The sequence below is a fragment of the Providencia sp. Me31A genome, assembly GCF_050487165.1.
Classification (GTDB): Bacteria; Pseudomonadota; Gammaproteobacteria; order Enterobacterales; family Enterobacteriaceae; genus Providencia.
Map to the genome: position 1 here is coordinate 125,095 of NZ_JBKQGZ010000007.1, position 14,853 is coordinate 139,947.

Annotated in this window: 3 protein-coding genes; 1 reads left to right on the forward strand and 2 read right to left on the reverse strand. The window is 36.6% G+C overall.

Annotated features, from left to right (window positions below; all coding sequences use genetic code 11):
* Window positions 1-63 precede the first annotated feature (63 nt).
* Window positions 64-8,817 (forward strand): anthrax toxin-like adenylyl cyclase domain-containing protein, encoded by an 8,754-nt coding sequence (locus ACLPIE_RS07485; protein WP_430260896.1) that lies wholly within the window; start codon window positions 64-66, stop codon window positions 8,815-8,817.
* 89 nt (window positions 8,818-8,906) lie between these two features.
* Here ACLPIE_RS07485 and ACLPIE_RS07490 read toward each other — a convergent pair whose 3' ends face one another.
* Together ACLPIE_RS07490 and ACLPIE_RS07495 are read right to left on the reverse strand one after the other, a co-directional pair.
* On the reverse strand, window positions 8,907-13,169 hold the full coding sequence (locus ACLPIE_RS07490) for an inverse autotransporter beta domain-containing protein (protein WP_430260897.1): 4,263 nt from the start codon (window positions 13,167-13,169) through the stop codon (window positions 8,907-8,909).
* A 320-nt stretch (window positions 13,170-13,489) separates the two neighbouring features.
* On the reverse strand, window positions 13,490-14,680 hold the full coding sequence (locus ACLPIE_RS07495; RefSeq protein ID WP_430260898.1) for an amino acid aminotransferase: 1,191 nt from the start codon (window positions 14,678-14,680) through the stop codon (window positions 13,490-13,492).
* Window positions 14,681-14,853: the final 173 nt, after the last annotated feature.

Below are 14,853 nucleotides of genomic sequence, written 5' to 3' on the forward strand. Positions count from 1 at the left end.
TTGTTACGCCCATATTTTTTAAAATTACATAATTAAATTATATTTTTATTTTAAGGTTAATATATGAACGAAAATAAGGATGTTGCTAGTTCAACTTTAGAAAGTAGTAAAGAAATTATGGTTAATCCATCGGATTATATAAGTGTTAATTTGCATTTGAAGCCATTGACAGGCACAGAACAACCCGTTGCTATAGGTATTCCAGTTATTCATCAGAAAGCATTGGCAAATATTGCTAATGAAGAAAATATCATTATTGGTATTCGCCCTGTAGATACCAAATCAATGAGTTTAATTGAGTCAGGGCAATATAGTAGTAAAAATGCCAATGTTAAAGGTAAAAGCTCTGACTGGGGGCCGCATAGTGGTTTTATTCCTGTTTTACAACAATTCGCAAAAACATCGGGGAGAAAGCAATTTGATAAATATAATCATTATGTACAAGATTCCCTTTTTAAGGGGTATGCTGTTTCTATTCAGCTCGAAATTAGTATGCAACGGATCGAAGAATTACTAAAGTTTGGCGCTATTTCTTCATTAGGACCTGTTGATAGTAACGGTTTTTATCCAACAATTGTCACCATAGATGGACAAAAGCAAGTATTCTGGTTGAAGAAAAATGACAACACACCAAGCAGCTTGTGGAAATTGTACTTTCAAGATGGTGATAAAAAGGTTCCCTTTCAGGTATTAGGTGACCCGAAAACAGGTAAACCCTTGACTGCGGATTATGATTTATTCAGCATTATTTACCCGTTTTCAGAACTGGAACATTATGTAAAAGTCAGTGAAATGCCAACATGGGAAGAGTGGAAGTGGAGTGTTAATTATGATGAATTAACACCGAAGGAAAAAATATTTTATGATAATGAAGTGGAATATAACCGTTATGAAGGGCCTGATAATAAACTAATCAATAAAAAATTAAAGCAGATAAAAGATAAAATTAATCATCAATTAGGACGAGAACAAGGTTTTGAATTAGTGCACCATGGTGCTGAAGATGCTAATCCAACCAGTATATTAAGTGAAAGTTTCCCCATTACATTTTTCTTGCCAGAAAATTTGAAAGGTAAAAATAAACTCAGGGGCACAGAACAATCGATTGATAGCTATTTTCCAATGAATGCACAAGGTTCTATTATTATTAATGATGTTGAGGAGTTATCTAACTTCCAACAACTATTAATTAACCAAGGCTATCGAGCACCATTAAATAAAAAATGGAGTATTGGGGATGGTAGTCAATTTTTTGATCCTAAAAGAAAATTATCGGAAAGCTTTATTGAAGGATTAGGCTCCGTTGCACAAAAAAAAAGTTTAGTCAAAATATCAGATGATTTTATGGCGGAGCTAAGATTAGATGGAAATAAAAAATCAAAACAGGTAAATAAAGAATTAACAAATCAAAAAAATAGTGGCTTCAATAATATTTATTTGAAAAAAGGTAAAAAAAATTATTCTTCGACACTTGCAGGGGAGCATTCGAGTAAAACAGATTCACTTCAGTTATGGTATAACGCGATAAATCAATATAAGGCAACTTACTTGCTGCATACGCAAAAAGAAAAAACGAACCTACCTCCCGAGTATGATTACAATGTCATTATTCAATTGGCTGGTGATGTGGCAACTACTGACTCTGCCGCGAATGCTTTCTCTAAACACCCTGATAATTCAATGGTCATTCAATACGACTTAGCAAGCCAGCAATATATGGTTTTAAATGGTGAGCTTGCTAATGCATTAGTTGGTAAAACACGTTGGATCACTATTGGTCATGGAGATTATGAAGGAAAAAACCAATCTACACTATATGGAAATAAAACGGGAAAACAGTTTGCTGAGGGGATGTTGTATTTAAAACAGAAATTATTTAAAGGTCATAACCCCAATAAATTAGTCATGGTGGGGTGTGACTTAAGCCGTGGAGGCGTTAATGAGAATTTTGCTATAACAATGGTAGCAGCATTAGGCGAAAATAATATGACAATGCCAGTTGTTGCCTATAATCGCCCAATCAAAGTCTCGGAAACAGGTAATAAACTCATTATGCCTTTCGCCACTGAAATTGAAGATAGTGATGCATTTCCGACCAAAGGTTTTAAATATACTTATCAGTATGACCCTAAAACAAAGCAAATACAGGTCAATAATCAGCCTCTTCCTCTATTTTTTATTAACGAATTACGTCGTGGTGAGCTGTCATTTGACCAACTAACACATAATAATAAATCTGACGTTATGGGGATATTTAGAGATCCGAATACTAATCAATTAGATTTAGATTTATTACGAAAAGTATCTTATAACGCAGAAGCATATAAATTATTTGTTGCTGAATCTAAAAAATATGTCGGGCAATTTCCTGATAGCTTCTATTATGACCTATCGATACAAATACTCGAAAAAGGTATCAATGAAACGCCATTATGGAAAATGGTCGATAGTGAGCAGATACGAAAATATAGCAGCTTAGTTCCAAAAACTGATCACGCATCGGTGAAAGTTATTATTCGTTTATTTGATGACATTACAGGAAGTAAGTTAGCAGAAAAATTTGCGGGAACGCAACCTGATGACACTATCATTATTCAAATGGATATAAACTCTAAAAAATGGATGATTGAGTATGGGGAGCCTTCTATTCTTTCTATGATTGAAGACCGAAGACCGGTTAATTGGGTTTTATTGGGGGATTCAGGTACGCAGCACGCTTCCAATGCGAATTTAATCGCAGGATTAGTTGAAATAAAAAACGAATATTCATTTTTAGCTCCAGAAAATATCTTATATCACTCATTGAGTCCAGAAGCGGCTACTGAAGTTGCGGAACATCAACGTTTTATTGGTGAACTCGAAAATTCACTAAGGCAACAAGGTATTGAAACGACAGTTTCATCTAAATTGACTCGGGAAGCAACATCTACGCTTCTAGCAACAAAACAAGGGGAAGCCGCTAAGGGGTACTTGTCTATCACTAGAGCACAAAAGATTCAGGCTCTGCTTGAGAATGCTGCTTTAAATCAGGCCGATATTACCAAGTTAAAATTAGCAGAACACCCCTATTTAGCCGCTGATTTTATGGATGTAGAAGGTAAATTTGACTTACAAAAATTCAAAATAGCTCTCAATGACCCGTTGGTAAGCATAGCGTATAATCAGGCTCTTAATCGAGGGGAAACACAGCTCTCACCGCATTTAGTTGCCAGTATTGAGCAGCAGAATAATCTGCATAAAGATGCGGTAGATATATTAGTACTTATTTCAGCGATTAAGCAAAACCCAGCAATTATCAATTATCTTAGTGAGAATTCTATCCAGCGACTTCAATTGTTATTTCCGTCAATCAATGGTTTTGACCGCCGCGAAATTCTCGCGACACTTACAGATAATAATCAATATATATTACTCTGCAATCAACTAAAGGCGTTTAGTGAATTAGCAGAACATAATTTCACAGCTGACAATGCTCCATTTAAATCCATGTCATTTAGTAAAGCATTTCGTGATTTTCAACATTATCAAATAGAACGAGCACAACAATATAATCAACGGATTAATCAATCAATAAATCACTTGTCTGAAGGCCAACTTGGCTTGATAGATCATGGCATAATCAGGAAAAATGGATTTTCTCAACAAAGTGACAAGCAATTGGGACTTGCTTATGGTTTAGAGTTCCATTTATCAGGACAAGAGGAAGCGACTCGCTTATTTGAACGTCAAGCTCAGCTTGAATATAAGCAGAGTACTAAAACAGAGGGCGAATTTATTCTTCAAAAACAATTACAAGAATATACTAGGAATATCCCTTCTTTAGTCTTATCAGATGGAATTGTTCTATTAGACCAATCACTTGCGGGTTTCTTAAAAGGAATTGATAGTCAAGATAGAAAAATCATCCAATTGAATGGCTCAAATGCAACATATACTGTGAATTTTACTCAACGTAATGGTCAATATGAGTTTAATTTATTTGATCCAAATGGGATCTTACTTTCCGTAAAACATAAAAATTTATCTCGTGCAAAAACGCAATTTAGTAAAGTCATTCATGACTATTTTAACGAGCCAATTCAATTAGCGGAAGGGCAAAAAACAACAAGATGGCAATATGCTGGGTTCAAAAAGGAACCAACAGGAGATATACGTTTTAATATTTATCAAGTGACTCTGGATAATCCTAACGTTGTCGAATTACAGTCTCTACGTTTGCAACAGCGTCAGCGATTGTTAGAACATACTGATTTTACTATTACAAAAAATCAGTGGGCATATTTTGGGGATAACCGACTTTCCTTGATGATGCTAAAGAATTTAGGATGCACAATAAAAGGGCATCAAATCTCCTCAAAAGATATAGCTGTAGAAGGATGGCAACGTCATGTTCGTTTTGATCCCGACAAATTAATGACTCACCTTACCTTAATGGAAGGGAGTGACGCTGATATGGCTTTAGCTAACCTACTTGTTGAGCGTCAAAGGCAACAAACGGAAGTATCGTATTTGATTGATGGTAAGAGTGATTTTCAGCAAAGTGCAGTATTAAAAAAACAACTTCAATGCCTTGCTAAAGGTATTGAAAATAATAAATTAGCACCACCAACTATCCAAAAACTGCGCCAAATTGGTACGACTATTCCTCGTTACCAACGTTTAGCCAATCGCTTTGGGCAAGTAATGGGGGCAACAGGTGGTATTCAGTCTGTTATTGGTGTTTATACTATTCTTAATCGTTTAGATAACCCAGATATTACAAAGAGTGACCGTCAAGAGTTAGAAAAACAGTTATACCTAAGCTGTGCATCAGCATTTTTTAATTACGGTGATATGGTCGTTCAGCCGATCTTAACCAATATCATTAATGCTCGTGGAGCAACATCAATAGCACGGGCACGCCTTGCCGCTGGGACGGTTATTGTTTTTAATTTAGCGGGCATGGGGATCGATGCATATCAAGCTTATGAAAGTTTAGTCAAATTAGAAAGTGTGACAGACGTGAAACAACGGCAAGATTTGATTGTTAATGCGGCTTTTTCACTTACCAGTTTTGCCGTAAATGGGATGACTGTTGTAGGAATACTAGCGAGCTCTTCAACAATACCCGTAGCTGGGTTAGTTATTGGTGGAGTCTTAATTATTGGGGGCTGGGTTTATAATGGTATTAGAGCTGTCGAGAATATTAAAGAAGAAATTGATATTTCAGCAGGCCGAGAGCTTGAAGAAGGCATTCGCGGCGCTTTAGGGTTAGAACCGACCCTAAGAACACAGCAAGAAATACTAATTAAGCGTTATATAGACGCATTTAAACAAGCGGATTGGGAAAATGATTTAGCGTATTTTGAGCAATTTATTTTACAAGCGGGGTTTGATAACCACCTAAGCATAATAGAAAAACCAATTTATCGGCACGTTCCTAAATATTATTTGGTGGATCAAGCTGGGAATTATTTTGGTGGTAATTTTGTCCGGACTCGTAGTGCTATGGGAATGTATCATAATAAATACATACAAGCAGGGGCGATATCCCTTAGCTATGAAGATAGTGAAAGACTATTATCCAATTATTATATCAACCCCTATGGAGTCGCGAGGCGACTTACCGATAAAGCTGTCGAACAAACCTTTAAAAGAAAGCTAAAAGAAACAACTGATCTTGAACGAACAGGAAGCGTAACTACTCACGAGTTTTACCAATTTAATCCCGAATATCAGCACTCGTTATTAGATAAATTTAAACAAAAGCATTTTCGTAATACAAAAATACCTTCATCATCTACACAGCAGCAATTAGCAGAATCTGGGGCTGAGCAATTGAATTTCTATACTAGAAAAACGGAGTTTGGCCCTGTGGGACAGTTAGTATTCAAAGGTGATGTTAGACAACATAGTGAATGTATTGTTGATGATAAATCACGTATATCATTATATTTGGATAATAAAGATAGCCAAGGAACAAGTTTTAATAGTTCAAACGGAAATGACATCATTATTGGGAAAAAAAATCAACGTAACGCATTTCAAATTTTATCAGGTGAAAAATATTTTGCGGGAGGAGATAAAAACGATCTATTTTATTTAAAGGATGGAGAATTATCATCACTACTAAGTAATGGCGCTAAATCGCCGACAAAATATTTAGATGGGCAAGATGGTCTGGATACATTAATCATTGATAACCTTCCGGTTTCGTATAGAGCTTATATTGATTTAATGCAGAATCGCGTTGAATATCAAAAAGTAGGTACTCATTCATCGATTGCCGTCGCACATTTACAGGGAATAGAAAATACAGTCGTGCGAGGAAATAGTAATGACATTATTCGTGGTGATTATAATGACAATATACTCGATGGCGGTATTGGTAAAGATATACTTATGGGGTTCAGTGGGGACGACAAACTCATTTTAACACAAGGGCTTGCCAGTGGTGGTGAAGGAAATGATAGATATCATATTCGGCGTTTTACGTGGCATCAGCAGGTGAGTGATTTATATGAAACAAAGCGATACTATGATAACAAAAGTAGAGAGTTTAAGAACAAACAGCAACTAAACCCCGCCTATAGTCAGGGGCAGAAAACCTACATTGCAGATATCGTGATTGAGGAATATACAAAAACTGCAAGTATAGTGAATTTGGAGTATACATTTAATGAAATAAATGAGGTGTATGTGGATGGAGAACATTTATATATACACTTTACGTTGCCATCGGAAACGGTTGGGGGGAAAGCTTTTTTAAATATCAAAAGCCAAATAAAACTACAACTTAATAATGTTTATAACTTTACATCACAAGGACGAGTTCCCCATCATAATTATCAAATTAAAACTAAAGATGGTTTCATCTTAGACCTGATACTTACTCCTCAAGACTCTCATGTGCCAGATCTTGTACGAGATAAAATTTTTAACATTAGTTATCATCAAGCATTTGATGAATTGGTATCAAATGAAAATAAAAAAGTTGCATTTGATGAACAGAAGCAGACAATATTGATTGATAATGCTCGTCAATATAAAAGACCACAATGGGGGGAATTTATTCCTATTGGGTTAGCTGAAAACCTAATATATAAAGGCAGTGATTCAAATAATGTATTGAGTCATGTTAAATCAGGTAACCATATTTTAGTGACTCCGGGTATCGATACTTATCAAGTAACACAAATAGGTCACCAACAAGGAGATATTGTATTTGATTTCTCTCAAATGATGAAAGGACTTTGTGAGAAAGATAAAGTATTTTTATCACTTCCAACAGTGAATGGGTACGCTCTGAAAATGGAAGGAAAGCGCTTAGTGCTTAAAAACAATTTTGGGGAGACTCAATTAGCGATTCGATTTGAGCACGTCACTGACAATATAAAAAATAATATTTTATTGCAAGATAAATACAGTAACTTGTTTACTGTTGATCTTAGTGCAATAGAAAATCAAATTATTCCTATTAACCCTCTAGCTGCCTCTACAGAAAATGATGATGTGTTATTGCTGCCTACTGGCTATATTTCTGATGCTGATATCATTATGGGGCTTGGTGGGGATGACGTTATCATTAATAAAAGTCTGCATGGTTATGTGCTTAGTGGTGGAGAGGGAAATGATACTCTGAAATCAGAAAGTGGCCATAATGTACTATATGGTGGTGTTGGGACGAATTATTTGTTTGCTGGTGATGGTGATGACTTATTATTATCAAGTCAAGGTAACGATACGCTAGTTGGTGGTAAAGGGGATGACCATTATGTCATTGATGGTCATCAGGCCGGAGTAGTTTATATAGATGATGTGATAGGAAAAAATCATCTACACCTAATTGGTTTTAAATCCCAGGCTATTGAAGAAAATATCAACGACATAGACTATCTTACTTATTTATCCCCTATTGGTAAAATTGTACGAGTTAAACAGTCACGAACTGGCTTAGAAGATTATCAAGTTCATTATTATGATAAGCTTAACGATAAATATCAAAGTATGATGCATAACGGAATGGAGCCGTTAGTTAGCTACTTAGCTCATCAACTGTCCTTGTCAAAGGCCAACGGTATTATGGAGATATGGAGACCAGTTGATGCGATATACGATTTACTCAATGGGGTAAACAAGTCGTTAACACAAACGATAGGTGATGATGCTATTACTCTTTTCAAGGAAAGTCCGAGGAAACACTGGTTAATTGATGGTTTGGCTGGGGACGATTACATTGTTGACCTATCCGCACATGGAAGGATCATCAAAGGTGGGCTGGGTAATGATAAATTAATTACTTCTCATGGTGAAAATGTGCTTTATGGTGGTCGAGGAGATGATATTTTATTGGCGCAAAATATGGGGCAGGATGTGCTGATATCTTTAGATGGTAAGGATGAACTTGCAGGGGATAGGGGGGATGACCTGTATCTTGTTAGTGGTCATGGAAAAGGCGATGTTACGATATCTGACTTATCAGGACGTAACAATGTCGTGCTAATTGATTTTAATACTGACGAGGTTAGCTATAAAGAAATTTCCTCAAAATTAGCAGAAACAACCTATCAGTCACAAACAGGGCGCAGTGTAACTATACGGCATAATAATCATACTGCATCAACGAGTAATGTGACACAAGTAAGGCATTTAAAGGATTATGAATCGTTATCAAAACAAAATATAGATTCAACAGTTGAACATTTAATTCAAATACTCGCACAGCAACGCATTGAACATGAAATGAACTTTAGTTCTGCTAGTCATAATGAAGCCCAGCGTAATAAATGGGGAGCTGTACAAACGACAGAGCATTTTTTAAATAACCTTCAAAAATAGAAAGTCCCCCATAATGGGGGCTTAGCTATAGATACCCCCTAACTTAATAGAGAGGGGGTATCTAAATTAAATAGATATATTAAATAATTCTATGGATTTGAAGATGGTATAAAGAATTTTTGTGTTTGTTCTAGTATTGCGGCTGTGGAATTATTAATAGAAGCTTCGATAATTCGTTCACCTGCTTTTTGTACCGGAATAGTAATCAGATACTTTCCGTTTAGTTGAGGGTTTTCCGAAATTCTGATAATAGATTCCTTTATACCATCGACTTTAATTTTAATATCACTATCTCTAACATAGATTACAGGATTTCCGGATTTATCTTTCAAACTAATAATGAATGAAACGGGTAGACCAGAATAGGCGGGAACACTCGATGGTGGAAAGTCGATTTTAGCGACATGTTTAGGCCCAGAAAGTTTTTTAACTGTAATTGAGATAGGATTACTAGAAATCCCACTTATGGAACCAATAATTTTCTGATAACCGACAGTTGTTAAAAGTAAATTAGCTGTATAAGTACCGTCATGATTATCTTGTAATTTGACAATTTTCATTGTGTCTAAGTGGATTTGGTTTTCTGTTAAGCCTGCTAAGTGGTTACCAAATATATCTTCAACGTTAATAATTATTTGTAAAGTATCACCTGAATATAGGTCGTTTTTGGTACTTGGCTTGATTGTCATATTACCGATTTGTGGGGTTATACCAACATTATCTCCTTGGCTGACACTAATAATGGTTGGAGCGATATTAATTTGTCGTACTTGTGAGCGTGCATTACCCGCCGAAACGATAAGGTCATAGTATCCACTTTTTAGTGCTGGGAGCGAACTTGTGTATTCTCCCGGTTTATTTGGCAACTCAGTTATAACGAGATTATATTTTTGGCCATCAAGAATTGCAGTGATTTTTTTAACCCCTAAAATGGGGGCTTTATTGGCATTCGTTAATTTAACGGAGATGCTACTTTGGGTACCTGCGGCAATTGGCTGGTTATTTCCAACAGTAAGAATTTCTATATTAGAAAATTGGAGTGTATTGTTAGACTTTATTACATTAATATCGAGAAATTTTTTTATCCCATTCGCATTAAATATGAATGGACGAACTCCTGGTTCACCGACATTAACGACTAAAGTATAACTACCGTCTTTGTTGCTAATATATTTTATTTCTTTTTGATTATGGGTCAGTATATTATCAATGTTTATCCCAATAAGAGAATTGCCGAAAGAGTCTTTGAATGTCACAAGAAATGTCATCAAACTACCAGAAACAACAGGGGGCCGAGTTAAGTCAATGAGTTCAATATCAGCAACAGCCCCTAATCCCCCAGATATTCCTTCTCCATTCGTTTGTGAGACATTAAGTACCTGAGGCGCTATTTTTATCGTTAATGGAGTGGATGATACATTGGCTGTGGTGATGACGATTGTTGACCTGCCAGCGTTTAATGGTGGTAATGTTAATATATATTCACCTTTAATTTGTGGGTTTTCTGTTAATTTTATTTTTACTGTTTCTTGATTATCTATTATCGTTTTGAGTTCACTAGAATTAACATCAGTGACCAAGTTTCCAAATTTATCTTCCAATGAAATAAAAATAGGGCTTTGTGTTCCCGCATCAATAGAGTGGGCTGGATTAGTTATGTTGATAGTTGCCACATTGTTAGCTCCAGAAAGATGGTCAACTGTTACGAATAATGGGGGACTAAAATGTTGACCGATAGAGACTGTTAAATCATGCTTTCCAGTTTTTATTATTGGTAGGGTGATTGTATAAGTGCCATCATTATTATCTATCCAATTTAAATATTGATGCTGCCCTAGCTTGATTTTATTAATATCGAGTTGAGTTATTCCTCGATGACTTGCATCTTTGGCTATCATCGTTACCGTAAACAGGTCTCCTGGTTTTATATTACGAGTCGCGCTAGTCTTAATAGATATGGTTTCAATAACACCTGTTGAACCTTGTGTTCCACTACCATCAGGTTGTGCTGCAATAACAGGGTTAGCGGCTGTTACTTTTAGCGTACTTACTGCAGAACTTATACCGTTAATAATAACCTGTATCGTATGTTCGCCTATTTTTTGTGCTGGCAGACTCGCTGTGTACTCACCATTACCCGTGGTTACTTCCGTAATAGAAATATCCGTTGCTATGCCCCCAATAATGGCTTTTTTCATTCCACTAATACCCGTTATTGGATTATTTTTTTCATCGGTTAATTTGAGGTGAATAACAGCACTTTCTCCTTCCATAACAGGTGATAGAGAAGTAATAAGGACATTAGCTAAATCACCACTGACAAAATTAACTTCAATTGTTTGTGTGCTATTATTTATCTCTGCGCTAACTTGACTAATCCCTACTGTGGTACTTGTTAAAGGAACTTCTATAAAGCCTTTATCATTAGTGATACCAGTAGCAATAATATTTGCGTTTGTTGCTGAAAAGTTGACTATTGCTCCTGCAATAGGATTACGATAGTTATCGGTAACTTGAACTTTCACTCGGTTAGCTGACTTACCATCAGCAATAGCATTATTTTTGATTAACATTAGCGAGTTGATTTGTCTATCTATAATACTAGCACTTAGTGATACAGGTATTTTTATTGGCTCGCCGTGGTCAACAACAGCGATAATGTCATGAGTTCCCGTAACATCAGCTGTAAATAATACTTGCGCTTCTCCTTGAGTATTCGTGGTTGTATGATATTCATACGGCTGAGTTAATTTCATCGCTTGCATTTTCTTCTTAATTGGCTGCTTCTCTTTAGAGAATGAAGGTGAAATAGCAGAACTTTTATTTTTGACTAGGTTGAACCCCACAGGTAGAAAAAAAGTGACTTTCGCATTAGGGACGATATTATTATTAGCATCTCTGGCAATAATTTTTACCATATTGACATCGGTACCATTAGCAAATCCTTGCCCGTGTTGCTGAATGTCATTTGGCTTAATAATTACAGTGTCTGAGCGCGTTACTTCAATAATAGTTTGTTCTTTAGAGGATGGATTTCCTTTATTATCATAGGCGATAGCCGTGAGATAATAACGGTTAGTATTTGCTTGCTCTTGTTGACTTGATGCTGTTTTATATGATGGCAATATAACGGTAGCATTTTGTTTTTGTGAACGAATAATACCACCAGCGACAAGTAATTCGGGAGCATACCAAACAATCTCTTTTAATGGATATTGGCTGGTTACGGAGTTAACGAGTGAAATTTCTTGCCCTGCTTTCCCTAAGATCTTTTTGGGTAAAGATAAAGAAATAAGCGTTTTCTTTTGATACTCAAGAATAATGTTATTATTCCTCTCGACAAAGTCGTAATATCTACCCGTTAAATTGCGCATACTGGCAACTTTTGTGGCATCTAAGTGTTCAGCTAAACTTTTATTGAACGTTAGGTTAATTTGCGCTTTAACGTTAGTCTCTTGTAGGTCGTTATTGCCAAGTTTGTGATCCACATTAAAAGATAATAGTGGGATAGGTGTCCAATTAACACCGATAGTGGCTGCAATAGGGTTTGTTTGTTGTTTATTTTTTGCAAATAAAGCGACACTGTGACCAAAATATTGTTCAAACTGAATGTTACCACCAAGCGCAGGGTATGAGCCTAGCCACCCTTCTGCTTTAACATCCCAACCTTTGGCTGGGCGAGCATTATAATCATGATTAAATTCTGGCGAGCTACGCCATGAGCTAATACCAAAGTAGTTATTCGCACTTAATTTTATATTATCTTTCCAGTACTCTGCACCAATGCCTAAACGTGAGTGGTAATTTGATATGTCATGATCAAAAAATGTATTGAATCCTATCATGCTTGATTTGCCAAAATGACGTATCCCAACACCATTATTAGTTTGTAAGCGATTATCTGTTTGATGAATACTATGCTGGGTGAAAAATAAGAGGTCGGTACTATTGTACCAAGGAATTAACCAATCAAATTCTGAACCTTTAATTGATAATTTTTTATTCATATCAATACGAACGCGTGCATTACCCGCTTGAGATAGCCAATTTTCGACCTCTTTGGAGGTCGTATTGACCAATCTATTGAGTGCATAATCTTGTGTTAGAGCTGCCAAATCTTTGCCATTGTTTTTCTGAGTAATAAAATCGGCAGCTGTTTTGCTATGTTCCGCGATCAATTGTTCATTATTATTAGGTTGTTCAAATAAATTTTCATTGATACCTAACGTGGGTAGTTGATGGCTATTTAGTAAATTGGCATGAACAGGAAAAACGATAGTGGACCATATAGTGGTAAAAAAGACGAAAGCATGTGTTAGTTTTGGTCTAAGTGGTAATGAAGAAGAGGGCATTCAAGTATTCCTAAAATCATATTAATTTGATGATTGTGAAATACCCAGATAGGAAGTGCTTGTGAATTAATCTTACTAATTTGGAATATCGATATGAAAATGAACATATTGATGAATAGTAGGCTGTAGCCTAGACTAAAGCTAAATATTTTAGTCGGTGTTAATAGGTTTATGACAGAGAAAGTAACGTATCGCTATAGAAATTAAAATGGCTAAGCTAGATAAATTCTGAGCTTAGCCATTTTTCTAGAAACGGTTTCTTTACTAAAAAATACCGCCTTGTTTAAAGGGCGATTCAATCGCCACTTTATTTGTAGTGATTAAAGTACTTTAACAATAGCGTCACACAATGGAACCATGTTTTCCAATGTTAGGCCTGCAACGTTAATACGACCAGAACTGACCGCATAGATACCAAATTCGCTACGTAGACGCTCTACCTGCTCTTTTGTCAGTCCACTGAATGAGAACATCCCATTTTGATTGATGATGAAGCTGAAGTCCTGTTTAGCGCCTTTTTCCTCTAATGTTTTTACCAACAGCTGCCGCATGCGTTTAATGCGCTCACGCATCGCCGTTAATTCTTGCACCCATTCTGCTTTCAATGCTTCATCTGAAAGGATGGTTGTTACAACGGCGGCACCATGTGCTGGTGGGTTAGAGTAGTTAGCACGAATAACAGCTTTTGCTTGGCTAAATGCACGTTCTGCATTATCGCTGTCTTTTGCGATGATGGTACAAGCGCCGACACGCTCATTGTATAAACCAAAGTTTTTTGAGAATGAGCTCGCCACAATCATTTCAGGGTTGTTTTTAGTGAAAAGACGCAGGCCTTCTGCATCTTCATCTAAGCCTTTAGCAAAACCTTGGTAAGCAAAGTCAAAAATCGGTAATAGGCCTTTTTCTGCGCACAGGTCCGACAGCTTAGCCCATTGCTCAGGAGTTGGGTCAATCCCTGTTGGGTTATGGCAGCAACCATGCAGTACAATCACATCCCCAGCAACAGCGGATGACAGGCTATTAAGCATACCATCAAAATCCATACCGTGATTAGCGGCATCATAATAGTTGTAGGTCAGGACTTCTAAGCCTGCAGCTTCAAAAATATTTTTGTGGTTTGGCCAAGTTGGGTTGCTTATCCAAACACGTTTTGCATTGGTTTGTTTAGCAATAAAATCCGCAGCAATACGTAGCGCACCAGTACCACCCGGTGCTTGCGCGGTACGTGCACGTTTTGAGGTGACAATTTCATGTTGTGCACCGAATAACAGTTCTTGTGTTACACGGCCAAATTCTGGCATTCCGCTAATCGCGAGATAGTTTTTGGTGTTTTCGTTATCAAGCAAGAATTTCTCTGCTTTTTTAACGGTATCAAGCACAGGGGTTTTACCTGATTCGTCTTTGTAGACGCCAATACCTAAGTTAATTTTATTATCGCGGGGATCAGCACGGAAACTATCGGCAAGACCTAAAATTGGGTCAGCGGGGGCAGAAGTAATTTTTTCAAACATGTTGTCGATTCCAAAGCTCTGTAGTGGTACCCAATACAATTAACAACGTATGATGACCTAAGTGAGAATACCTTTGGCTATTCTTGCTTGTACAGTCCATACGACTGAAATTGATGGATATAGCTGAAAACGGGTTTAGTCGAACGAGTCGAGTTCTCAGGTTAACGTGTGAA

What these genes read in the sequence shown, in the direction of transcription:
- ACLPIE_RS07490 (WP_430260897.1), bottom strand. Translation starts at nt 13,169, where the DNA reads ATGCCCTCTTCTTCATTACCACTTAGACCAAAACTAACACATGCTTTC.
- ACLPIE_RS07495 (WP_430260898.1), bottom strand. Translation starts at nt 14,680, where the DNA reads ATGTTTGAAAAAATTACTTCTGCCCCCGCTGACCCAATTTTAGGTCTT.
- ACLPIE_RS07485 (WP_430260896.1), top strand. Translation starts at nt 64, where the DNA reads ATGAACGAAAATAAGGATGTTGCTAGTTCAACTTTAGAAAGTAGTAAA.